This is a genomic window from Hydrocarboniphaga daqingensis, from assembly GCF_900129825.1.
GTDB lineage: Bacteria > Pseudomonadota > Gammaproteobacteria > Nevskiales > Nevskiaceae > Hydrocarboniphaga > Hydrocarboniphaga daqingensis.
The window spans coordinates 110,159-133,122 of record NZ_FQWZ01000003.1 but is presented as its reverse complement, the minus strand read 5'-3'; the positions used below and the strand labels follow the sequence as shown (position 1 = coordinate 133,122).

19 protein-coding genes are annotated in these 22,964 nt (G+C 66.2%); 9 read left to right on the top strand and 10 right to left on the bottom strand.

Annotation, left to right across the window (positions count from 1 at the left end; genetic code table 11):
• Window positions 1–6: 6 nt before the first annotated feature.
• Window positions 7–1,713, bottom strand: a complete 1,707-nt coding sequence (locus BUB09_RS06545) for a choice-of-anchor I family protein (protein WP_072896632.1) — start codon at window positions 1,711–1,713, stop codon at window positions 7–9.
• A 268-nt stretch (window positions 1,714–1,981) separates the two neighbouring features.
• Between BUB09_RS06545 and BUB09_RS06540 the strand changes: the two genes are divergently transcribed.
• The 3 genes from BUB09_RS06540 to mtnC all read left to right on the top strand — a co-directional run bounded on the left by BUB09_RS06540 (window position 1,982) and on the right by mtnC (window position 4,013).
• On the top strand, window positions 1,982–2,599 hold the full coding sequence (locus BUB09_RS06540; protein ID WP_072895849.1) for a methylthioribulose 1-phosphate dehydratase: 618 nt from the start codon (window positions 1,982–1,984) through the stop codon (window positions 2,597–2,599).
• Window positions 2,596–3,162, top strand: coding sequence for a 1,2-dihydroxy-3-keto-5-methylthiopentene dioxygenase (locus BUB09_RS06535; protein WP_072895846.1), 567 nt, complete (start codon window positions 2,596–2,598; stop codon window positions 3,160–3,162). The genes BUB09_RS06540 and BUB09_RS06535 overlap by 4 nt, the downstream gene beginning before the upstream one ends.
• Window positions 3,163–3,338: 176 nt before the next feature.
• On the top strand, window positions 3,339–4,013 hold the full coding sequence (gene mtnC, locus BUB09_RS06530) for an acireductone synthase (protein WP_072895843.1): 675 nt from the start codon (window positions 3,339–3,341) through the stop codon (window positions 4,011–4,013).
• A gap of 34 nt (window positions 4,014–4,047) precedes the next feature.
• Here mtnC and BUB09_RS06525 read toward each other — a convergent pair whose 3' ends face one another.
• Window positions 4,048–4,563, bottom strand: a complete 516-nt coding sequence (locus BUB09_RS06525) for a M15 family metallopeptidase (protein ID WP_072895840.1) — start codon at window positions 4,561–4,563, stop codon at window positions 4,048–4,050.
• Window positions 4,560–5,366: a 3'(2'),5'-bisphosphate nucleotidase CysQ gene (gene cysQ, locus BUB09_RS06520; protein ID WP_072895838.1), complete on the bottom strand. Its 807-nt coding sequence runs from the start codon at window positions 5,364–5,366 to the stop codon at window positions 4,560–4,562. Before cysQ ends, BUB09_RS06525 begins: the two co-directional genes overlap by 4 nt.
• A 38-nt stretch (window positions 5,367–5,404) precedes the next feature.
• Between cysQ and yrfG the strand changes: the two genes are divergently transcribed.
• Window positions 5,405–6,082, top strand: coding sequence for a GMP/IMP nucleotidase (gene yrfG, locus BUB09_RS06515; RefSeq protein WP_072895836.1), 678 nt, complete (start codon window positions 5,405–5,407; stop codon window positions 6,080–6,082).
• A gap of 45 nt (window positions 6,083–6,127) precedes the next feature.
• Here yrfG and BUB09_RS06510 read toward each other — a convergent pair whose 3' ends face one another.
• The 3 genes from BUB09_RS06510 to rluD all read right to left on the bottom strand — a co-directional run bounded on the left by BUB09_RS06510 (window position 6,128) and on the right by rluD (window position 12,291).
• The gene (locus BUB09_RS06510; protein WP_175550123.1) at window positions 6,128–7,120 is read right to left on the bottom strand and encodes an SH3 domain-containing protein; all 993 of its coding nucleotides are present in this window, start codon (window positions 7,118–7,120) and stop codon (window positions 6,128–6,130) included.
• A gap of 41 nt (window positions 7,121–7,161) precedes the next feature.
• Window positions 7,162–11,091, bottom strand: a complete 3,930-nt coding sequence (locus BUB09_RS17160; protein WP_084083220.1) for a hypothetical protein — start codon at window positions 11,089–11,091, stop codon at window positions 7,162–7,164.
• 186 nt (window positions 11,092–11,277) lie between these two features.
• Window positions 11,278–12,291, bottom strand: a complete 1,014-nt coding sequence (gene rluD, locus BUB09_RS06500) for a 23S rRNA pseudouridine(1911/1915/1917) synthase RluD (protein WP_072895828.1) — start codon at window positions 12,289–12,291, stop codon at window positions 11,278–11,280.
• Between the two features lie 108 nt (window positions 12,292–12,399).
• Here rluD and BUB09_RS06495 point away from each other — a divergent pair, with 108 nt between their 5' ends.
• Window positions 12,400–13,371 carry an outer membrane protein assembly factor BamD gene (locus tag BUB09_RS06495; protein ID WP_175550122.1) on the top strand — a complete coding sequence of 324 codons (972 nt, stop codon included), beginning with the start codon at window positions 12,400–12,402 and terminating at the stop codon, window positions 13,369–13,371.
• Window positions 13,372–13,442: 71 nt separating this feature from the next.
• On the opposite strand, the gene BUB09_RS06490 is transcribed toward BUB09_RS06495, so the two are convergent.
• The 4 genes from BUB09_RS06490 to sucC form a co-directional block, all read right to left on the bottom strand.
• Window positions 13,443–15,056 (bottom strand): NAD+ synthase, encoded by a 1,614-nt coding sequence (locus BUB09_RS06490; protein WP_072895824.1) that lies wholly within the window; start codon window positions 15,054–15,056, stop codon window positions 13,443–13,445.
• 80 nt (window positions 15,057–15,136) lie between these two features.
• Entirely contained in the window at window positions 15,137–15,505 is a 369-nt protein-coding gene (locus tag BUB09_RS06485; RefSeq protein WP_072895821.1) for a Spx/MgsR family RNA polymerase-binding regulatory protein, read from the bottom strand.
• A 131-nt stretch (window positions 15,506–15,636) separates the two neighbouring features.
• Entirely contained in the window at window positions 15,637–16,512 is an 876-nt protein-coding gene (gene sucD, locus BUB09_RS06480) for a succinate--CoA ligase subunit alpha (protein WP_072895819.1), read from the bottom strand.
• Between the two features lie 4 nt (window positions 16,513–16,516).
• Complete coding sequence (gene sucC / locus BUB09_RS06475) at window positions 16,517–17,683, bottom strand: ADP-forming succinate--CoA ligase subunit beta (RefSeq protein WP_072895817.1); 1,167 nt, start codon at window positions 17,681–17,683, stop codon at window positions 16,517–16,519.
• Window positions 17,684–17,867: 184 nt separating this feature from the next.
• Between sucC and BUB09_RS06470 the strand changes: the two genes are divergently transcribed.
• From BUB09_RS06470 to BUB09_RS06455, 4 genes are read left to right on the top strand one after another with little or no spacing between them, the layout of a single operon-like run.
• A complete protein-coding gene (locus BUB09_RS06470) occupies window positions 17,868–18,074 on the top strand; it encodes a hypothetical protein (protein WP_072895814.1) in 207 nt (68 codons plus the stop codon).
• Window positions 18,062–19,714: a sensor histidine kinase gene (locus BUB09_RS06465; protein ID WP_072895811.1), complete on the top strand. Its 1,653-nt coding sequence runs from the start codon at window positions 18,062–18,064 to the stop codon at window positions 19,712–19,714. The genes BUB09_RS06470 and BUB09_RS06465 overlap by 13 nt, the downstream gene beginning before the upstream one ends.
• Complete coding sequence (locus tag BUB09_RS06460; protein WP_072895809.1) at window positions 19,711–21,099, top strand: sigma-54-dependent transcriptional regulator; 1,389 nt, start codon at window positions 19,711–19,713, stop codon at window positions 21,097–21,099. Before BUB09_RS06465 ends, BUB09_RS06460 begins: the two co-directional genes overlap by 4 nt.
• Window positions 21,100–21,106: 7 nt before the next feature.
• The gene (locus BUB09_RS06455; protein WP_217650251.1) at window positions 21,107–22,942 is read left to right on the top strand and encodes a DUF885 domain-containing protein; all 1,836 of its coding nucleotides are present in this window, start codon (window positions 21,107–21,109) and stop codon (window positions 22,940–22,942) included.
• The last annotated feature ends 22 nt before the right edge of the window (window positions 22,943–22,964 follow it).

The window sequence follows — 22,964 nt, the reverse complement described above, 5'->3', positions numbered from 1 at the left end:
GCGACCTCAGGGCTTTTTCAGCTCGACCGAATCGATCTGGAACAGCGCCGTGGTGCCGCTGACCTCATTGCCGATCACCAGCAGCGGCTTGCCGTTGGGGCTGGCTTCGGCCGACACGAAGGCCAGGCCTTCGGGACCCAGATCGCCGACGCTGGGATCGGTCACCGTCTTGGTGAAATCGCGCGGATTGACGTACTGCACGAAGCGCGCGTTCTGCGGGTTGCTGATGTCGTACACCATGACGCCGCCGATGCGCTCCAGGCCGATGAACGCGAACGTGCGCCCACCGATCGTGCCGACCGCCAGACCTTCCGGCTCGGGGCCCTTGTTGTCGCTGCGGTCTTCGAGCGAGTTGTTGTCGTTGCTGACGTTGAAGAAGCTCGGGCTGCGCTGCGCCGTGATCCGCTCGAAATCGGCGCCGCTGTCGAACAGCCGCTGACCGTCGGCCGTCCAGATGCTGAACGACCGGCCGCCGAGCACGTGGATCTCGGTGAACTGGTTGTTGGCGTTGCGCGGCACCTGGAACGTGGTCGCGGTCAGGCGACCGAGATTGGCGCTCTGCTGCAGCGTGGCCGCATCCGGGAACACCGCCGGATCGAGCGCCAGCGCGCTGACGCGCCGCGTTTCTTCACCGGGGATGAAGTCGTTGCGATCGTCGCCCTCGTTGGCCGTGACGTAGTAGGTCTTGCCGTTGAACAGGTACGAGGCGATCGCATCGGGCTGGAACATGCCCTTGACCGGCCAGCTGCGAATGTTGATGCGGCCATCGCGGTCGCTGGCGTCCAGTTCGTTGCCGATCAGCGAATGGTCCTTCAAACCCAGCGGCAGCAGGCGCGTGACGCTCGGGTTAGCTAGGTCGCGCAGGTCGAGCACGGCCGCGGTGTTGGCTTCCTGCAAACCCACCCAGGCAGACTGACTGTCGGCGGCTACTGCGATGTACTCCGGCTCCAGATCCTGGGCAACGGTCGCATTGGGCCCGTAGATGCGCACGCCAGCGGCGCGCAAGCTGTCGATCTGGCTGTTGAACGATTCAAAACCCGCGGTGCGTACGGTCGGATTGGCGACACCGGCACGCAGGTCGATCACGCTGATCGAGCCCACCGGATCGATCGTATAGCCCGCGTTGGGCTCGCCTTCGTTGGCGACCAGCACGGCATTGCCGTTCGGCGTGAACGTCAGCATGTCGGGCAGCGCGCCGACAGCGACTTCGGACAGCTTGTCGAGCGTCGCGGCGCTATAGAAGGCCACCTTGCCCGGATCGGTCTTGGGCGTGGCTTCGATGGCCACGGCGACGATGCCGTCACGCACGGCCACACTGTTGGCGCTGCCGCCGGTGGCGGTAATCGTGCCGACCTTCTGCGGCGCGGCGGGGTTGCGCACGTCGAGCACGTCGACGGTGACGGCGGCCGCATTGATGACAAACAGCCGCTGCGTGCCGGCGTCGTGGGCGACGATCTCGGCGGCGCCCTTGCCGAACTCGCCGGATGAATAACGGCCGATCAGGCTGACATCGAGCACCACATCGCCGACGCCATCACTGCCGTTGCTACCGGTCGAACCGGTGGGGCCGCTCGGCCCGACAGGACCCTCGGGCCCAGCCGGACCCGCAACACCCGGTGCACCCTTGGCACCTGGGGCGCCGTCATCGCCCGAACAGGCGGACAGCATCAAGGCCAGCAGCGCTGTTGCCAGCGCGCTCTTGTTACGGATCATCTGCATCACTCCCCGGTAGACGCCGTCAGTTCGGCGGTCGTCGACGGTAAAAGTGCGATATGACCTGCCGATGACAAACGCAGGCGCGAGGTTGTCGCCGATCCTCGATCGGAATGACGACAGGCCCAAATCGCCTTGAAACCGACGCGACAGATTCATCGACACTGCGCAAAATGCCAGGCTAGCCAGGGTCGGCTGCTGCGTTGAACGCCCTGGGTCATTCCCGTACAGTCGCGCCCCTTCGCCAGCCCCCCCGAGCCGCCGATCCATGAACACCGACCTGATTGCCCGCCACAGCCGCGACCTGATCGCGGCGGGCGCGCTGTTCCATCAGCGCGGCTGGGTGCCGGCCACCGGCGGAAACTTTTCGGCGCGGCTGTCGTCAGACCGGATGCTGATCACGGCGTCGGGCTGGCACAAAGGCGAGTTGGCGCCGGACGCGTTCCTGGTGGCCGACTTCGACGGCAAGCCCGACAACCCGGGCGGACGCGCCTCGTACGAGACGCTGCTGCATTGCCAGCTGTACCGGATGGACGAGCGCATCGGTGCGGCACTGCATACGCATTCGGTGGCCAACACCGTGCTGTCGATGCGCGAGTCGTCGATCCGCCTGGCGGGCTACGAGTTGCTCAAGCTGCTGCCCGGTATCAGCACCCACGAGGCGGCCGTGGAAATTCCGGTATTCGACAACGACCAGGACATCGCCCGTCTTGCGGCGCGGGTCGATGCCCATATCAAGCAGCACGCGTCGGCGGCGTATCTGATCCGCGGGCACGGCCTTTATGCCTGGGGCAGCTCGGTGGCGCAGGCACGCCACCGCGTCGAAGCCCTGGAGTTCATGTTCGAGTGCGAGTTGAAGCAACGACAGCTGGAGAGCAAATCATGAGTGAGCTGCGCATCTATCCCGAAGGTTCGGCCCAGCAGGCGGCCGCGATCCACACCGGCTACGACGACATCCGCCGCGCGCTCGACAAGATCGGCGTCGGCTTCGAGCGCTGGGGAGCCAGCCAGCCGCTGGACACGCAAGCCAGCCAGGATGAAGTGATCGAGGCGTACCGCGATTCGATCGACCGGCTGATGAAGACTTACGGCTTCAAGAGCGTCGACGTGATCAGCCTGTATGCCAGCCATCCGCAAAAAGACGCGATGCGCGACAAGTTCCTGCACGAGCACACGCACGACGACTTCGAAGTGCGCTTCTTTGTTGAAGGCGAAGGCTTGTTCAACATCCGCAAGGAGGGCCACGTCTACGCGATGCGCTGCGTCAAAGGCGATCTGCTCAGCGTGCCGGCGCACACCACGCACTGGTTCGACATGGGCCCCAACCCGAACCTGAAGGCGATCCGCTTGTTCACGACGCCGGAAGGCTGGGTTGCCAACTTCACCGGCGACAAGATCGCCGACCGCTTTCCGCGCCTCGAAGCGCCGCATTACGACATCACGGCCTGAGCCGATGATCCGCGCGATCGTCACCGATATCGAAACGGATGCGCCATGGATGGCTTTGGAGAGCACATGATCAAGGCCATCGTCACCGATATTGAAGGGCGAGCCGGAAACAGACGAACGTCCGGCCACGGAGGGCCGGGCCGGACTGATGCGCCATGGATGGCTTTGGAGAGCACATGATTAAGGCCATCGTCACCGATATCGAGGGAACCACCTCCTCAATCGAGTTCGTCCACAAAAGCCTGTTTCCGTACGCGCGCCAGCATATGCGCTCGTTCTTACGCGAGCAGGCGGGCGACCCCTTGGTTCAGGCGCTGATCGACGACGTCGAGGCCGTCGTCGGCTGGGACCTGTCGATCGACGAGGCCGCCGGTGTGCTTGAGCAGTGGATTGACGAGGACCGCAAGGCCACGCCGCTGAAGACGCTGCAAGGCATGATCTGGAAGACCGGCTATCAGGCCGGTGAACTCAAAGGCCATGTCTACGTCGACACGCCGGTCTACCTGCAGCGCTGGCATCAGCAGGGCTTGCAGCTGTACGTGTATTCGTCGGGGTCGGTCGAAGCGCAGCAACTGATCTTCGGCCACAGCGACGCGGGCGACTTGAGGCCGCTGTTTTCGGGCTACTTCGACACGCAGGTCGGTGGCAAGCGCGAGGCGACGTCATATCGGACGATCCTGTCGCGGATCGGCCTGCCGGGTGCGCAAGTGTTGTTTTTGTCCGACATCGGCGAAGAACTCGACGCGGCGCGCAGCGCCGGCATGCAAACCTGCCAGCTGATCCGCGACACGATCGCGCGCCCGGCGCTGGCGCATCCGCAAGCGCGCGACTTTTCCGAAGTCTCCATCTGAGTCGTCGGCGCCACGCCGACCGTGTAGCGCCGTTTCAGCGACGCGGCCGGTGGCACCAGTGCCACGGCTCATAGGCATAGCCCTGCGGATTGCCGGGCGGATAGCTCATCCGGTAGCCATGACGGGCCGCGTTGCGACGTAGCCAGTCGAAGGCCTCGGTCTGGTCGAAGGCCGGGTCCAGGCCGCCGCAACCGGGCGCGCCGATGTCGACCGCGCGGCCGCTGTGGTGCTCGCTGCAGCCCGGCGCGGCGTTGATCCGCAGCACCTGCTCGATGCTCTCGCCTCGCGCCAGCCGCGCCCGCAGCAGCGCAGCCTGATAGTCGACGCTGCGGAACGCCGATACCAGCAGCAGCACGACGCCGTCGGCAGCGGCCTGCTCGCGCATGGCCAACCAGGCGCGAGCCGCAGCCGGCGTCAGCAGCTTGTCGCGGCCGTCGGTGCCCAAGCCGACCGGCGTTAGCTGTCGCGCTTGCCGGACCATGCGCACACCACGTTGTTGCAGCGTCGCCGGGTCGATGCCCAGCTCGCGCCACAGGGCATCGAGGGTCACGCGGTGATCGTCGCCAGCAGTGGCTTCCAGTCGTGGTCACTGTCGCCAATGACCGCAAACAGCGGATTGAGCAGCGAAGCTTTCTGGTTGTAGCGCAGCCGCGACAGGTCGGGCAGCCGCAGCACCAGCGCGCCAGCCTGCTCGGCGATGCACTGGCCCGCCGCGGTATCCCATTCCGACGTCGGCCCGGTGCGCGGATACAGGTCCGCCTCACCAGAGGCGATCTGGCAGAACTTCAGCGACGATCCGCGGCTGCGGGCTTCGTGGTCGGGCGCAGCAGCCAGGAACGCTTCCAGCTCCGGATTGCGGTGCGAGCGGCTGACCACGTACACCGGCCGCGCCGGCACGGGCCGCGTGTGCAGCACCGACAGCCGGCCGTCGCGGATCTGGAATGCGCCGCCGCCCTGCGCCGCGAAATACTGCAGGCCCAGCGCCGGCGCCACGATCACGCCGAGCACCGGGTAGCCATCTTCGATCAGCGCGATGTTGACCGTGAAATCGGCATTGCCGCCGATGAACTCCTTGGTGCCGTCAAGCGGATCGACCAGCCAGTAGCGCGACCACAGCCGGCGCACCGCAAAGTCGATATCGGCATCTTCTTCCGACAGCAGCGGAATCGTCGGCGTCAGCGCCGCCAGGGTGCTGGCGATGTATTGGTGTGCGGCCATGTCGGCCCGCGTCAGCGGCGAGTGATCGGCCTTCTCGGTGATGCCGACATCTGCCGAGCCGCGGACGTCCATGATGCGACGCCCCGCCTCGACGGCGATATCCAGCACCGCTTGCAGCAGATCCACTGCTTTCATAGTCCGACCCGTTCGATGGCAGGCCTTATGATACGGCGATGACCACGCCCTCCCCTGCACCGCGCCTCGACTGGGCCGGCATCGACCATGTGCTGCTCGACATGGACGGCACGATCCTCGACCTGGCTTTCGACAATTACTTCTGGATGGAGCTGGTGCCGCAGCGCTATTCGCAGCGGCGCGGCCTGAGCCTGGAAGCCGGGCTTGCCGAACTGCTGCCGCAATTCCGCGCGATCGAGCACACGCTGCCCTGGTACTGCACCGACCACTGGAGCCGCGTCACCGGCCTGAACCTGCGCCAGCTCAAGGAAGAAGTGCGCGAGCGCGTCACCTTCATCGGCGGCAGCCTGGAGTTTCTGCACGCGGTCAAAGCCTCGGGGCGCGCGCTGTGGCTGGTGACCAATGCGCATCCGGACAGCTGGCAGGTCAAGCTCGAACAAGTACAGCTGACGCCGATGTTCGACGCGATCATCTCGTCGCACGATTACGGCGCGCCCAAAGAAGACCCGCGCTTCTGGCAGGCACTGCAGTCACAGCATCCGTTCGATCCGTCGCGCGCACTGTTTGCCGACGACAGCCTGCCGGTGCTGCGCGCTGCGCGTGACTACGGCATCGGCCACGTCGTGGCGATGAGCCGCCCCGACTCGCGGCTGCCGCCGCGGCCGATGGAAGACTTCATCGCGGCCGAAGGCCTGGGCGCGCTGTTGCCGCTGTAGGCAGCAACCGGTTGCGGGCCGTCGATGCCGGCCCGCAACGACCGACTATGGGGTGAACGTCAGCACCAGGCCGGCACCGCCGACCGTGTGGTCGGCGTGCATTCCGGTCAGCTCCAGGCCTAGATCCCAGTGCGGGTGCAGCCGGTAGTGCCCGCTGACGCCCAGCAGCCCGGCGACGCGCTCGTCGGCCTGGCGAACCTTGTCGTCATCGACGAAGAACGACACGTCGTTGCGCAAGCCGAACCAGGCACCGGCGCGACCCTCGATGCGCCACCGGTCCCAGGCTTTTTGCGTCTTCAGCGCCAGCGTAATGCCGGGGCCGGTCACCGGCAGGTTGCGATCCAGCGAATCCTTCAGTGCCTCGACATCGCGCTCCGGGTCATCGGCCTGCAGGCTGAAGTCCAGCGGCTTGAGAATCAGATAGCCGAGTTCGACGCCGAATGACGGCGCCACCCAGTAGCTGAAGCGGACGTTGGCGTACGGCATCTGCTGGTCGAGATCGCGAATCGAGGCGCCCGGAACGTCCTGCGCCAGATCGGCGCTGACCTTGCCGTCGGACCGACCGCTGAAGAACGAGCCGGCACTGACCTGCATCGTCCAGCGTGCCGCGGCCGCCGTGCTCGAGCGGGCAGCGGTCGGGGCCGGAGCCGCAGCCGGTGCGGTCGCCACCGCTGCAGCAGGAGCCGGGGTCGCAGCCGTCGACGGGACGACCGGCTCGGCGGCGGCTGGCGCAGCCGCCGTGGCGACCGGCGGCGTCGCGCCAACCAAATACTTGTGCTTCAGATAGCCTTCGACGCCATCGGCGCGGCGCACGCGGACGAAGTCACCCTGCCACTGCAGCACCTCCAGCGTGCCGCCCTGCGGCATCACGGCGACGATACGGCTGGCCAGATCCGGCGCCTCACGCAGATTGATCTGCAGCCGGGTCTGCGCCTGCTGCGCGGTCGCCGCCGTCGCAGCGGTCGACAGCGTCGAGAGGGTTGCCGCGATGGACCACGCGGCCACGACGAGGGGGCGCACCCCGGAAACAAGCTTCATTCGGAACTCCGGTCGGCGGGATGAGACGGTCGGGCGGCGCATCAGCGACCCGCCGTATTGGTCGAGAACACGGTCTCGCCCGAGGCCGAACGCAATTCCAGGTTGCCGTCGCGGGTCAGTTCCAGCGTGCCGTCGCGCGCCCGGTCACCGGTGTTGCTCGCCCACAGCGCGCGTCCATCGCCGCCGTCGGCGTAGACCACCAGATTGCCGTCTTCCTGGAACACGGCGGCCGCGCCCGAATTGCCGGACGTGTTGGACGCCCACAGCGCCGGGTCATCGCGATTGCGATCCGGGTTGAAGCGATACAGCACCAGGTTGCCGTCACGCTGCATGTACAGCGTCCGGTTTGGCGTGACGATGTAATCACCCGGCTTGAGCGTGAACGCGCCGGCCTTCTGCGTCAGCTCGTAGCCCCAGACGGCGATCTCGCGATCCTTGTCGTAGATCTGCAGTTCGTCGTCGGCCGTGATGCGCAGCTCGCTGTTCGGATAGCGCTGCGTGCCCGACGCCCAGATCGGCTCGTTGCGCAGGTTGTACAGCACCAGGTTGCCGTCGCGCTGGTACACCATGCGGACGTTGAACGTGCCGTTGGTGCCCGTGGCCCAGATCGGCGCGCCTTGTTCGCCGGCTTCGCCGTCGTACTCGTACAGCACCAGGTTGCCGTCTTCCTGCATGACCAGCTGACGGGTCGCGGTGGCGACGAATGCGTTGTCGCGCAACTGCAGGTCACCGGTGTTGGCGGTGTAGTCCTCGTTCTCCGGACGCAGGCCGCCGGTGCAGGGCTCGGGTTCGTCGGCGACGTTGGTCACCGAGAAGCCGTTGGACTCGCTCGCCGGCTCCGCCAGCTTGCCTTCGCTGAACTTGAAGTCCCAGCCGTAGGACGCGAACTTCCACTTCCATTCGCCGATCTGGTGAGTCCGCGAGAACGACACGATGTCGTCGACCGGCTGATCGCGCGTCGTGATCTCCAGTTCGGAGCGCAGGCCGTAGTAGGCGTTGAACGCCAGCCCGCCTTCGCCATCGAGGCAGACGGTTTTGTTTTCCTGGATCGCGCGCTGCTCGGGCTCGTTGGTGATGCTCAGCGTCGGTCCGGCCAGGATCATCTCGCCCTGGACGAAGCCGCGCAGGCTGACCTTGGTCAGTTCCGGCGCCACGGCGCGCAGCCCGTTGATGACGGCGAATTCAAGGAAGGGCTCGACCGTCAGGTTGGCTTCGCCGGTCAGCACGTAGGTGAACTGCAGCTCGGGCACGACCGCGAGGCTGATGTCCTTGCTGCCGAACAAGCTGATGTTGGCGTTGCCGTCCCAGCTGACGATGATCGGCAGACGCAGCTTGTTCTGCAGCTGCGCGGTGCCCTTAACCTCGACGCCCATCGAGCTGCGCAGCTCGCCGGTGAAGATCGCCGCCGCGCCGCCCGCCTTGGTTGCGTAGTCGAACGAGAACAGACTGCGCTCGAGCGTCGCCGAGGGGTTGTCCTCGTCATCGGCGGTACGCCCGTCAGCGCCCCAGACCCGACCCAGTTCGGCGACGAGATTGACCTCGACGCTCGGCGTGATCCGCAGGAAGCCGCTGGTATTGGCGCGCACGTACGGGTTGAACGAGAACAGCTTGTAGTTGAAGTTGCCGGTGGCGCGGGCGTTGAGGTTGAGCTGCAAGCCGATCTCGGCCTTCAGGTTCTCGGTGCCCAGGTCAAAGCCGAAGCCGGACGGGAAGATGTCGAAGCCGCTGCGCGACGCAGTACGCGCCGACAGCAGCGGTGTCGGTCCATTGCCCCAGGCCTGGCAGCCTTCGGCATACGGATTGAGCTCGCAGGTGGTCTGCTGCAGGCGCTGCGCTTCGGCGCGGTCGTAGACCGGCATCGTGCGCGTCGCTTCGACGATGGCCAGGCCGCCGTCTTGCGGCGCCTTGGTCAGGTACATGTTGTTGCCGAGGTCGAAGGCGCGGCCGTAGCCGGCGAGGAAGACCTCGCGAGCCGGCTGGCGTCGTGCCAGCGACACGGCCGGCGACGGATCAACACCGATCAGCAGCGTGTTCGACGGCTTGCCCGCGGTGCCCGATTCGGGGCGCGCATTGCCAACGGCGCTGCTGGCCACGCAGTAGCGGCGGCCGTCGAGCACTTCGATCGCGGTCTGGCCGCTGCCGCAGTTCTCGTCGGCTGCCAGGGGCGGCACGTTTTCGGGAATGCACAGCACCACAGGACGGCCGTCGGACGTCGGTTCGAGGGCAAAGATTTCCTCGTAGACCTGATCTTTCGGGCACAGGCCCAGCGGCTGGTCGCTGCCGGATGGATTCGGGCCGGGGATGAACGAGCGCGTCACGCGGGCCGGCAGTTCGAGTGTGACCAACTGGTCGGCAGCATCGACGTCCTGGTAGCTGACGCCGGTCAGGTCATCGAGACCGATCTCGGTGTCGGGGGCTTCGGCGGAGAACTGTCCGTACGCCTCCAGCAGCGTCATCTCGGTGACTTCGTAGACGGCGCGATAGAACAGCGAGCCGATCGCCGTCGGCGGCGACACGATGCGGTTCACACGCACCAGCGGCGTGTCCATGATGCCGGTGTCGACCAGGTCGTTGACCGCAATGCGGTCGATCACCGCGCGCATCGATGCGCTCTGCGGCGTACCGTCGAGCGTGGTGCTGAGCACGATGCGGCCGGTGCGCGCGGTTTTGGCGGCGACCGGGCGCGCAGCAGCAGCATCGGCCAGCGCTGCCTGGGTCAGCGGCACAGCCTCGGCCGGCTCAAAGCCGGTCATCGACACACCGAACACGCCGGGTGCGTCGGGCAGCACGACTTCCTTGCCCAGGCCGGCATTCGGATTGAGCTGGTTCTCGCTCAGCAAAAACTGAGCGGACACCAGTTGTTCCTTCAGCGTGGAGATGTCCACCGTGCACGAGCCGTCGGCATTGACCTGCGGGCAGCCGACCCAGCGGCTGAAGCGGAAGTCGGCATCCGGCGTGGCAACGAGCTGGAACGGCGGCGTCGCGATTTCGCGGTCAAACGTCAACCGGATTTCGGGCTTTTCGTCGCTGACGTCGATCCGGCGCTGCTGCGGGCTGGTGACTCGGCCACCGCCCGTGGTGCGCACGGTGACCGTCGCAAAGGCCTTGGCGATGGTCTTCGGGTCCGGCAGATCCATCAGCAGGTAGCCGGAAAAAATCTCCGACACGCGACGGCTGATGTCGCCCAGGCGATTGGCGTGGTAGTGGTCGATCAGACGCTGACCGCTGCCGTCGGCAACGTAGACATCGTCGTAGCGAATTTCGAGCTTGGCGCGGTCGCCGGCGCGATTCGGGTTGAACGCGACGACGTCGGCGTACGAGATGAAACCATCGCCGTCGATGTCATCCTTGAGCACAGCGTAGGCGAACTCGTCGAGTGCGTAGCGGATCGATGACGGCGGCAAGGTCGCCAGGAACGGATAGACCGCGCGGAAGGCCGCGTCGCTGAGCACGGTCACCGACACCGACTTCTCGCGCAGTTCACGGCCGAGAATCAGCAGGCGCCATTCGCCCTGGTTCGGAGTGCCGGACGTATCGGCCGTGCCGTCACCGTCGGCATCCAGATCGGAACCGCCGATCACGCGCACCAGCAGGTACTGGCTGTCGAAGTTTTCGGTACCGGCTTCGAAATTCAGCGAAAAGCGGCCAGCCGTATCGCTGGTACCGCGGGCGACGATCGTCTCGAGCTGGTCGGCCGGGCTGACGACGACCTGAGCATCGGCAAGACGCCCCAGCGCGATGTGACGGCCAGCGACTTCACCGGCGCCGCGCTGCGGCACCAGCGGCGGCTTGGGCGGATCGATCCGCTCGCTGCCGTTGAGCGTGCCATTGACGTTGTCGAGCACCGGACCGGCGGCACCCGCCGCATCGGCGACGCGCGTGGGCGTGTCGCAAGCCGTCAGCAGCAAGGTCAGGACACCGCCCAAAAGACCGGAAACCAACCGTTGCCGGGAAACCCGCTTGACTGCCATGACGATGCTCCGTGGTGTGCGCGAACGACAGCGACACCTCACCTACGGGCGCCTGTCAGTGGCGCATCGTCGCGAGCACTGCGGGGGAAGTCCTTAGGAAACTCTTAGCATCTCTCAGGCATTTGATTTAGATAAGGTTTACAGCCGCCGAACGCGGCGGGACGCGATCATCCCGATCCATTTCACTCAAAGCGCCTGCGGCTGCTCGTCGCGCAACAGACGCAACAATGCCTGGAAGTCTTCGGGTGGCTCGGCCGTAAAGCTCATCATCTCGCCGGTCACCGGGTGCTCCAGCTCCAGGTGGCGCGCGTGCAGCGCCTGGCGCGGAAACGCCAACAGCGCTTCGCGCAGCCGCAAGCTCATACCGACGCCGCGCGCGACCCGGCCGCCATACAGCGCATCGCCGACGATCGGCCACTTCACGTGCGACAGATGCACGCGGATCTGGTGCGTGCGGCCAGTTTCGAGCTTCACACGCAACAGCGTGTGGTGCTTGAAGCGCTCCTGCACGCGGTAGTGCGTAACCGCGCGCCGCCCGGCGGTGTTGACCGCCATCCGCAAGCGATCGCGCGGGTGACGGCCGATCGGCAGATCGATCGTGCTGCCGGCCACGATCGTGCCGGTGATCAGCGCGTCGTACTCGCGCGCCACGTCGCGCTGGGCGATGGCGTCGACCAGGTGCGTATGAGCCGTTGGCGTCAGCGCCACGACCAGCAGGCCCGAGGTGTCCTTGTCGAGCCGGTGGACGATGCCGGCGCGCGGCACCGACGCGGTCTGCGGGAAATGGTGCAGCAGCGCGTTCTGCAGCGTGCTGGCCTTCTGCCCGGCACCGGGGTGGACGGTCAGCCCAGCCGGCTTGCGGATGATCGCGATCGCGTCGTCGGCATAGACGACGTCGATCGGGATGTTCTGCGGCTGCACATCGGTGTTGGCTTCGGGCACATCGGCGCGCAGGTCGAGCTGATCGCCCTCGCGGACCGGGTCACGGCCGCGCGCCACCGGCGCGCCATTGACCCACAAGCTGCCTTCTTCGATCCAGGTCTTGAGCCGTGACCGCGAATGATCGGGGAATAACTTGGCGGCTACCGCGTCGAGCCGCTGCCCCGCCAGCTCCGCCGGCACCAGGGCCAGCGTCTCCGACGACGGAACCGAGGCACCCGATTCGAGGTCTTCCAGTTCGTCCGGTGCGTCCGTGCTCATCGGCTATACTCCGCTGCCGCCGCATCACGCGGGCTGTTTGGTTTGGCTTCGTATCGACCGCATGGCGGCTCTCCTTCCAGCATTTCTCTCGTCTTCCTTCCGCGCATGATGAATCTCCAGCGTCTTCTGGCAGCGGCATTGGCCGCCGCATTCGTCCTGTCGGGCGCCGCTTGTTCCAACGGGAAGAAGAAGGACGATGCCTTCGCAAACCAGGAGAAGAGTGACCGCGAGCTGCGTGCCGAAGCGGCCGCATTGTACAGCCTGGCACGCAAGAGCCTGGACCAGAGCGACTTCGACGACGCCGTGCAGCGCTACGACCTGCTGTCGAAGCGCTATCCGTTCACCGACTTCGCCACGCAGGGTGAAGTCGAAGCGATCTACGCGTTGTACCGCGGCTATGACGCCGACCGGGCGCTGTCGGCAATCGACCGCTTCCAGCGCGAGCACCCGCGCAACGCTGCGATCGACTACGTGCAGTACATCCGCGGCTTGGTGAACTTCAACCGCGATCCGTCGTTCAGCAGCATGTTCGGCAGCAATGCATCCAAGGGCGACGTATCGAACTACCGCCGCGCGTTCGATGACTTTGCGCTGCTGGTGCAGAAGCATCCGACCAGCCGTTACGTCGGCGATGCGCGCAAGCGGATGATCTACCTGCGCAACGTGATCGCCGAGCACGAGCTGGGCGTGGTCGAGTTCTACACCGATCGCGGCGCCTATGTGGCCGCTGCCAAGCGCGCCGAGCAGATCATCGCCCAATATCCCGGGGCGCCCGCGACTTACCGCGCGCTGGAACTGATGGAACAAAGCTACCGCAAGGCCGGACTCAAGCAGCAGGCTGACGATGCCGCGCGCTTGCTGGCCGGCCAGCCTGCCGCTGGATCGCAGGATGTGGCGGGCTTCCCGGGTGGCGAGAGCAGCCCGTCGTGGCTGGATCGCCTGCTGCGCCGCGATGCCGCCGACGCGCCCAAGCCGCCGAGCAGCGGCATGAGCCCCGATGCAGCAGCGCCGGCCGCGGAACCCGCCGCGCCGGCGGCTGAGGCCGCGCCCGCCAACGCCGAACCCGCCGCGACGCCCTGAACCGGCACCGCCGCGGCAGCGGCGGACACGCGAGGCGCCGCTGACAACGTCAGATCGGCCGCGACCGGTGGCTACAAATCGCCGTACTGCGCGGTCAGCGGATAGCGTCGTTCGCGACCAAACGCCCGATGCGTGACCTTGGGCCCCGGCGGTGCCTGACGGCGCTTGTACTCGGAGCGCCGCACCAGGCCGGCGACGCGCCGGACGGTCGCCTCATCAAAACCCATTGCGACGATCTCGGGGATCGAGCGTGATCCCTCGACGTAAGCCCGCAAAATCGGATCGAGCACGTCGTATGGCGGCAGCGAATCCGAGTCCTTCTGATCATTGCGCAATTCGGCGGTCGGCTCGCGCGTGATGACGCGCTCCGGAATCACGGCGCTGAGCGTGTTGCGGTAGCGCGCAAGCCGGTAGACCAGCGTCTTGTAGACATCTTTGATCGGCGCAAAACCGCCGCACATGTCGCCGTAGAGCGTGGCGTAGCCGACCGCCATCTCGCTCTTGTTGCCGGTGGTCAGCACCACGTGGCCGAACTTGTTCGACAGCGCCATCAGCAGCACGCCGCGGCAGCGCGACTGCAGGTTTTCTTCGGTCAGATCGGGTGCGCGTCCGGCAAAGCTCGGCGCCAGCAAGCCGTCGAACGCCTGGAACGCATTCTCGATCGGAATCACCGAATAGCGGATGCCGAGTGCCTCGGCCTCGATCCGCGCATCGTCATTGGACATATCGGCGGTGTAGCGCGACGGCAGCGACACCGCCCAGACCCGGTCGGGGCCCAGCGCGTCGGCAGCGATCGCCGCGATCAGCGCGCTGTCGATGCCGCCGGACAAGCCGACCAGCGCGCCAGGAAAGCCATTGCGATCGACGTAGTCGCGCGTGGCCTGCACCAGCGCCGCATACACCTGCGCTTCTTCACCGGAAGCCGGCGCCGACACGCCGCTGAAGCGCTGGCCGTCGAAGTGCACCGGGTAGACCTCTTCGACGAACTGCGGCGCGGCAAAGCCGAGTTCGCCATCGGCGTTGACGGCCATCGATCCGCCGTCGAACACCAGATCGTCCTGACCGCCGACCAGATTCACGTACAGCACCGGCAGGCCGGTTTCGGCGACACGCTCGCGCAGCACCTGCAGTCGCCCCGCCGCCTTGTCGATCTCGAACGGCGAAGCATTGATGTTGATCAGCACCTGCGCACCCGCTGCACGCGCCTGTGCGGCCGGCCCCGGCCCCCAGACGTCCTCGCAGATGCACAGACCGACGCGCAGGCCGCGCAAGTCGAACACCGTGGTCCGGCTGCCGGGCGTGAAATGACGCTTCTCGTCGAACACGCCGTAGTTGGGCAGCAACTGCTTGCGGCTGCTGGCGATCACGGCGCCGTCGCGGATCACCAGCGCTGCGTTGTAGAGCGCGCCGTCGGCGTATTCGGGCAAACCCACGACCAGCGTGATGCCGTGGACCTCGGCCAGCAGCCGTTCGACGCCGGCGGCGATCGCCTGCGGCAGTGCGGTGCGCAGCAGCAGGTCATCCGGCGGATAGCCGACCAAGGCCAGCTCGGGGCAGGCGATCAGGTCGGCCTGCAGTTCGTCACGCGCCCGAGTCGCAGCACGGACGATCTTGTCGACGTTGCCGTCGATATCGCCGACCCAGAGATTGATCTGGGCCAGCGCGAATTGGAGAGGCTGGGACATCGTTCGATTATTCCAGAATCAGCAGTGTGACTTTCTATTGATAAAGGCGCGAGGCAGCGCGCCTCGCATCATCACTGCGGTCAGCCGGCACCAGCGCGGACAGCATCGATCACGGCGGCCTCGTCGCCCTTGGCAAAGCCGATCGTGATACCTGCGCGATGCACGATCACCGGCCGCTTCACCAGCGACGGTTCGCGCACCAGCAGCGCGGCCGCCGACGCGGCCGTCAACCCGTTGCGGGTGGGCTCGTCGAGCTTGCGCCAGGTCGTGCCCTTGCGGTTGACCACGACATCGACGCCGAGGGCGTCGATCCAGCGCTGCGCTGTGGCAGCGTCCAGGCCCTCTTTCTTGAAGTCATGGAATTGGTAGGCGATGCCGGCCGCATCGAGCGCCTGCAGCGCGCGCTGGACGGTGTCGCAGTTCTTGATGCCATAAACGATGACGCTCATCGGCACTCCGGTGTCGCGTGGCGCGCTGCGGCCGCCGCGCGATGAAAGGGAATCGAATCAGGCGGCCGCCACGGCGCGCCAACGCAAGAAGGCCCGCTTGCGCGGGCCTTCGGGACTGCAGACGCGATGGCTTACTTCAGCAGCGACAACATTGCCGAGCCGAGGTCGGCCGGGCTGCGGACGGTCTTGACACCGGCAGCTTCGAGCGCGGCGAACTTCTCGTCGGCCGTGCCCTTGCCACCCGCGATGATCGCGCCAGCGTGGCCCATGCGCTTGCCCGGCGGCGCGGTGACGCCGGCGATGTAGGCGACCACCGGCTTCTTGACGTGCGCCTTGATGTACTCGGCCGCTTCTTCTTCCGAGGAGCCGCCGATTTCACCGACCATGATGATGCCTTCGGTGGCCGGGTCCTTTTCGAACAGCGAGATCACGTCGATGAAGCCCAGGCCGCGAACCGGGTCGCCGCCGATGCCGACGCAGGTGCTCTGGCCCAGGCCGTTCTGCGTGGTCTGGTGCACGGTTTCATAGGTCAGCGTGCCGGAGCGCGACACCACGCCGATGCGACCCGGCTTGTGGATGTGGCCCGGCATGATGCCGATCTTGCACTGGCCCGGCGTGATCACGCCGGGGCAGTTCGGACCGATCAGCACGCTGTCCGGATACTGCGCGCGCAGCGCGGCCTTGACCTTGACCATGTCGATCACCGGAATGCCTTCGGTGATGCAGATGATGACCTTGATGCCGGCATCCGCCGCTTCGAGGATCGCATCGGCCGCGCCGGGAGCCGGCACGTAGATCATCGTGGCTTCGGCGCCGGTCTGCTTGACCGCATCGTGCGCGGTGTTGAACACCGGCAGGCTCAAGTGGCTGCTGCCGCCCTTGCCGGGCGACACGCCGCCGACCATCTTGGTGCCGTAGGCGATCGCCTGTTCGGAATGGAAAGTGCCCTGCTTGCCGGTGAAACCCTGGCAGATGACGCGGGTGTTCTTGTCGATCAGGATGGACATTGCGTTACTTCCCCTGCGCCAGACGAACGACCGTCTGCGCCGCTTCGGTGAGGTCGGAGACCGGCGTGACGGCCAGGCCGGATTCGCGCAGCAGCGCCTGGCCCTTTTCCATGTTGGTGCCCTGCAGTCGGGCGACGACCGGAATCTTCAGGCCAACCTGCTTGACCGCGGCGATGATGCCTTCGGCAATCAGGTCGCAGCGGACGATGCCGCCGAAGATATTGATGAAGATCGCCTTCACTTCCGGCGACGAGGTGATCAGCTTGAACGCCTCGGTGACCTTTTCGGCCGTGGTGCCGCCGCCGACGTCAAGGAAGTTGGCGGGCTGGCCGCCATGCAGCTTGACGATGTCCATCGTCGCCATCGCAAGACCGGCGCCGTTGACCATGCAGCCGATGTTGCCTTCGAGCGTGACGTAGTTGAGGTCGTACTTGCTGGCCAGGCGCTCGCGCTCGTCTTCCTGCGACGGGTCGCGCTGCGAGGCGATGTCCTTCTGACGGAACAGTGCGTTGTCGTCGAAGTTGAGCTTGCCGTCGAGGGCCATGATGTTGCCCTCCTTGGTGACGATCAGCGGGTTGATCTCGACCAGCGAGCAGTCGCACTCCATGAAGATCTTGTACAGACCGTTCAGCACCTTGGTGAACTGGTCCGCCTGCTCCTTGGACAGGTCCATAAAGAAGGCCAGTTCGCGCGCCTGGTAGGGCTGCAGGCCGGCGGCCGGCGACACGAACACGTGCTTGATCCGCTCGGGCGTGTTGTGCGCGACTTCTTCGATGTCCATGCCGCCATCGCTGGAGGCCATGAACACGATCTTTTCCTGCGTACGGTCGATCAGCGCCGACAGATACAGCTCGCGGGCGATGTTCGACGGCTTCTCGACGTAGACCGAGTTGACCGGCAGGCCCTTGGCATCGGTCTGGATCGTGACCAGATTCTTGCCGAGCATGCCCTTGGCTGCTTCTTCGGCCGCATCCGGGCCGGTGACCAGCTTGACGCCGCCGGCCTTGCCACGCGCGCCGGCGTGGACCTGAGCCTTGACGACGACCTTTTCGGTGCCGAGTTGCTTGGCAGCGGCGCGAGCCGCTTCGGGACTTTCAGCCAGCAGGCCTTCCGGAACCGGAATGCCGTAACGAGCGAAGAGGGCCTTCGCTTGGTATTCGTGGAGATTCATTGGTTTCTCGCAGTGTGAGCGGGGCGGATTTTCCACTAATTGACCGAGGCGCGCAAAGCAAACGGTTCAATTACGGTGGCTTATGTCAATGGCGTTACCGACCGGGCAATCCCCTACCCGGGCCGTGAAATTCTCTAGACTGCTCTGGCAGCCGCTGCTTGCTGTCTACCGTCGAGATGGCCTGATGATCGTTCGCCTGATGTTGTTCGCCGCTCTGGCCTGGCTGGGCTGGCGCCTTTGGAATCAGTGGCAGCACAAATTGCGCGGGCCGCAGCCACCGGAAGCCGGCAAGGAGCCGTTTGAGTTGATGCAGCGTTGCAGCGCCTGCGGCGCCCATCTGCCGAGCACCGCGCTGTCGCGCAGCGGCCGCTGCGGCCGATGCTCGGACTGAAGCGCCAACACGCGGACCCGCCGCTGGCGGGCGAGATGATCGACCACGCCGCGCCTGAGGAATGGCGCGTCCTGCGGCTGTTGTCGCTGTATCGGCTGATCCTGGTCGCCGTGCTGGTGGTCGCGCTAAAAGCCGGCTTCGCGACCCGGCTGTTCGACAACCTCGACCCGACGCGGCTCAGCTGGGTCTGCGTGGGCTATGGAGCCGTCGCGCTGGCGCTGCTCCATCTGGTGATGCGCCAGCGCCCGATCCTCGAAACCCAGGCGCACCTGCACTTGCTCGGCGACCTGACCGGCCTGAGCCTGATGCTCTACGCCAGTGGCGGCGTGCCGACCGGCCTGGGCACGTTGGTGATCATCCCAGTGGTCGGTGGTGCGCTGGTGCTGAGCCCGCGGATGGCGATGCTGCAGGCCGCGCTGGCGACGATCGCGATGTTCTCCGTCGAAATCGCCCGCCGCTACGACCGCAACTTCGACACCAACGACTTCACGGCCACCGGCGTGCTCGGCTTGATGCTGTTCGGTGCCAGCATCGCCGCCAATGCCGTGGCGCAGCGGGCGCGCAAGAGTGAGGCGCTGGCGGAGTTCGTCGGCAACGAATTCGCCGATCTGTCACGCCTCAACGACAGCATCGTCTCGGGTATGAACACCGGCGTGCTGGTGGTCGACTCGGCTCTGCGCGTACGCCGCAGCAACGAGGCGGCGATGCGGATGCTGCAGTTGCCGGCAGGGGCACTCGACCGCCCGCTGAGCCGCGATGCGCCGGCGCTGGCGGCTCGGCTGCTGCGATGGCGCAGCGACGGCGTGGCCAGCGGCGCGCCGATCGCGGCCAGCGGCGGCAGCGCCGAAGTGGTGCCGCGTTTCTCGTGGCTGGGCAGCGGCACGCTGTCGCCGGTGCTGGTCTTGCTCGAAGATGCGGCGCTGATGCGTGAGCAGGCGCAGCAGATGAAGCTCGCCGCGCTGGGCCGGCTGTCGGCCAACATCGCCCACGAAATCCGCAATCCGCTGTCGGCGATCCAGCACGCCAGCCAGCTGCTGGCCGAGGGCGAGTCGATCGGCGAGCCGGGCAACAGTGATCAGAACCAGCGGCTGTTGGCGATGATCCAGCGTCATAGCCAGCGCATCGACAAGATCGTCCAGGACGTGCTGGCGATGACGCGTCGCGAGCCGCCTCAGCCGACCACGCTGCTGCTGCGCGACTGGCTGCTGCGCACCGCGGCGCTGTACCACGAGTCCTATCGAGACCGCGCACGGCCGATCGAACTCAGCGACATGCGCACCGACCTGCAGGTGCGCTTCGACCCGCATCATTTGCAGCAGGTGATGTTCAATCTGTGGGACAACGCGTTTCTGCATGGTGGCGGGGAAACCTCGGTGGTGCTGGTCGACGCCGGCATCAATGAGCGCGCGCAGGTCTGGCTCGACGTGATCGATACGGGCCCCGGCATCGCCGCCGACCTGCACGACCAGATCTTCGAGCCGTTTTTTACGACCGCTCATCAAGGCACCGGTCTGGGTTTGTTCTTGACCCGTGAGTTGTGTGAATACAATCAGGCCCGGATCGCCTACCGGCCGCGCGATGTGCGTGGCGCCTGCTTTCGGTTGACGTTCGCCCATTCCGCCTCTGACCGAGCTGCATGAACCGATCCGCCGGCAAAACCCCATCCTCGCCCGTTGCGCTGATCGTCGACGACGAAGCCGATATCCGCGAGTTGATCGAGATCACGCTGCTGCGCATGGGCGTGCGCACGCAGGCGGCGGCGAATCTGGCCGAGGCGCGCGCGCACTTGGCCGAGCGCAGCTTCCACTTTTGCTTTACCGACATGCGCCTGCCCGACGGCAGCGGCATCGATCTGGTACATCACGTGCAGAAGCACAGTCCGGGTTTGCCGGTGGCGGTCATTACGGCCTACGGCAACGCCCAAGCCGCCGTCGAGAGCCTGAAGGCCGGCGCGTTCGACTTCGTGTCCAAGCCGGTCGACTTGCCGATGCTGCGCAAGCTGGTCGAAACCGGGCTGCGGCTGAAGGCCGGCGACGGCGAGGCGCCTCCGGCCGATGGCGGCCTGCTTGGACGTGACCCGTCGGTGGATCAGCTGCGCTCGCTGATCGAGCGTCTGGCCCGCAGCCAGGCGCCGGTACACATCTGCGGGGAATCCGGCACTGGCAAGGAGTTGGTCGCGCGGCTGATCCATCAGCGCGGCCCGCGCGGCAGCGCGGCGTTCGTACCGGTCAACTGCGGCGCGATCCCGAGCGAGCTGATGGAAAGCGAGTTCTTCGGTCACTTGAAGGGCAGCTTCACCGGCGCGCTGCGCGACAAGAGCGGCCTGTTCCAGGCGGCGGAAGGCGGCACGCTGTTTCTGGATGAAGTCGCCGATCTGCCGCTGCACATGCAGGTCAAGCTGCTGCGTGCACTGCAGGAACGGCGCGTGCGACCGGTCGGGAGCGAAAGCGAGATCCCGGTCAACGTGCGGGTGATCTCGGCAACGCATCGCGATCTGAGCGGCTTGGTCGCGTCGGGCCAGTTCCGCCAGGACTTGTACTACCGGCTCAACGTGATCGAAGTCCGCACGCCGGCACTGCGTGAGCGGCGCGGCGATATACCGCTGCTGGCCGCCAGCATCTTGGCTCGATTGACCGACGGCGATGGCCGCCAGCCACAGCTGACGGCCGATGCGCTGGCGCAACTGATGGCCTACGAATTCCCCGGCAATGTCCGCGAGCTGGAGAACGTGCTCGAGCGTGCGATCACGCTGTCGGACGGCGCCAGCATCGGCGCAGCCGACTTGCAGCTGCGTCCGACCGCGTTGACCGGCGTCGCACCGGCTGCGGCTGCGGCAGCGCCAGCGCCAGTGCTGGGCAACGCGCCAGCGCCGGCCGGGCTCGACACGCAGATCGAACAGATGGAAAAGCGCGCGATACGCGACGCGCTGGAAAAGGCGCGTTACAACAAGACCCGCGCCGCGGAGTTGCTCGGCCTGAGCTTCCGGCAGCTTCGCTACAAGCTCAAGAAATTCAACATCGAGTAGCCGACGCATGATGCGAGCCCCGATTTCCGCGCGATGGATGCGCTGCTGGATCGGCGTGCTGCTCGCGCTGGCCGTCAGCGCCTGCAAACCTCCGGCCCGCGACGAACGCGCCGACGCCGATGCCGCGTTTCTGCAACTGCTGGATCAGCAGTGGCAGCACACGCTGGAGGATTCGCCGTTGACGGCGACCTATCTCGGCGACCGCCGCTACAACGACCGCTGGGACGACGTGTCGGCAGCGGCCTTTGCGGCGCGACAGCAGCATGGCGAGCAGTTGCTGGTGCAACTGGCTGCGATCGACCGGCAAGCTCTATCGACCGAGCAACAGCTGAACTACGACCTGTTTCGTCAGCAGACCCAGGATCAGCTCGACAGCCTGCGCTACGGCGCGCATCTGCTGCCGATCAACCAGCGCGGCGGCATCCAGACCGCGCATGAAATGCTCGAAGCCATGCGCTTCGAGACGGCCAAGGACTATCAGGACTACCTGGCGCGCCTGCAGCACTTCGGCGTCTACATGGACCAGACGATCGCACTGATGCGTCAGGGCATGGCCCAGGGCCGCACCTATCCGCGCGTGATCATGCAGCGCGTGTCGGCGCAGATCGCGCACCAGCGGGTCGCCGACGCGCGGCAGAGCCCGTTCTACGCCCCGTTCGTGGCGATGCCCGGCACCATCGACGGCGCCGCCGCGCTGCGCAGCGCCGCTGCCGACGCGATACGCGATCAGGTGCTGCCGGCCTATGAACGCTTTGCGACGTTCTTCGATCAGGACTACCTGCCGGCCTGCGCCGCCGCACCCGGTCTCGCCGCGCAACCGCAAGGCGATGCGTTCTATGCCTACCTGGCGCGTCACCACACGACGACGACGCTGACGCCGGATCAGATCCATCAAATCGGCCTGAGCGAAGTGGCGCGCATTCGTGCGCAGATGGAGACGATCCGCAGCCAGGTTGGGTTCGAAGGCGACTTGAAGGCCTTCTTCGAGCATCTGCGCACCGACCCGCGCTATTTCTACGAGTCGCCGCAAGCGCTGATGGACGCCTACACGCTGATCGTCAAGCGCATCGACCCCCAGCTGGTGCGCTTGTTCGGCAAGCTGCCGCGCACCCCCTACGGTGTGCGCGCGATCCCCGACAGCTCGGCGCCCGACACGACCACCGCCTACTACTACCCACCCGCTGCCGACGGCAGCCGCGCCGGCTATTACTACGTGAACCTGTACCGGCCCGAGACGCGGCCGAAATGGGAGATGGAAGCACTCAGCGCGCATGAGTCGGTACCGGGCCATCACCTGCAGCTGGCGCTGCAGATGGAACTGGGTGACATGCCGGCCTTCCGCAAGTACGGCGAGGGCTATACGGCCTATGTCGAAGGCTGGGGCTTGTACGCCGAGTCGCTCGGCGGCGAGCTGGGCTTGTATGCCGACCCGTATTCGCGATTCGGACAGCTGACCTACGAAATGTGGCGCGCGGTGCGTCTGGTGGTCGACACCGGCCTGCACGCCAAGGGATGGACGCGGCAGCAGGCGATCGACTACTTCGCCGACAACGCAGCCAAGACGCCGCTGGACATCGCCAACGAAATCGACCGCTACATGGCGATGCCGGGCCAGGCACTGGCGTACAAAATCGGCGAGCTGAAGATCAAAGAGCTGCGTGCGCGGGCCGAGCAACGCCTGGGCGCGCGCTTCGACGTGCGCGCGTTCCATGACGCGGTGCTGGCCAGCGGCGCGGTGCCGCTGCAGATTTTGGAGCAGCGCATCGACGCCTGGATCGAGACACAGGCGCAAGCCGGCGCCGGGTCGGGAAATCGCTCAGGCGCCGGCGGGCAAGTCGGCTAGACTTCGGCCGATCGCCCATCGG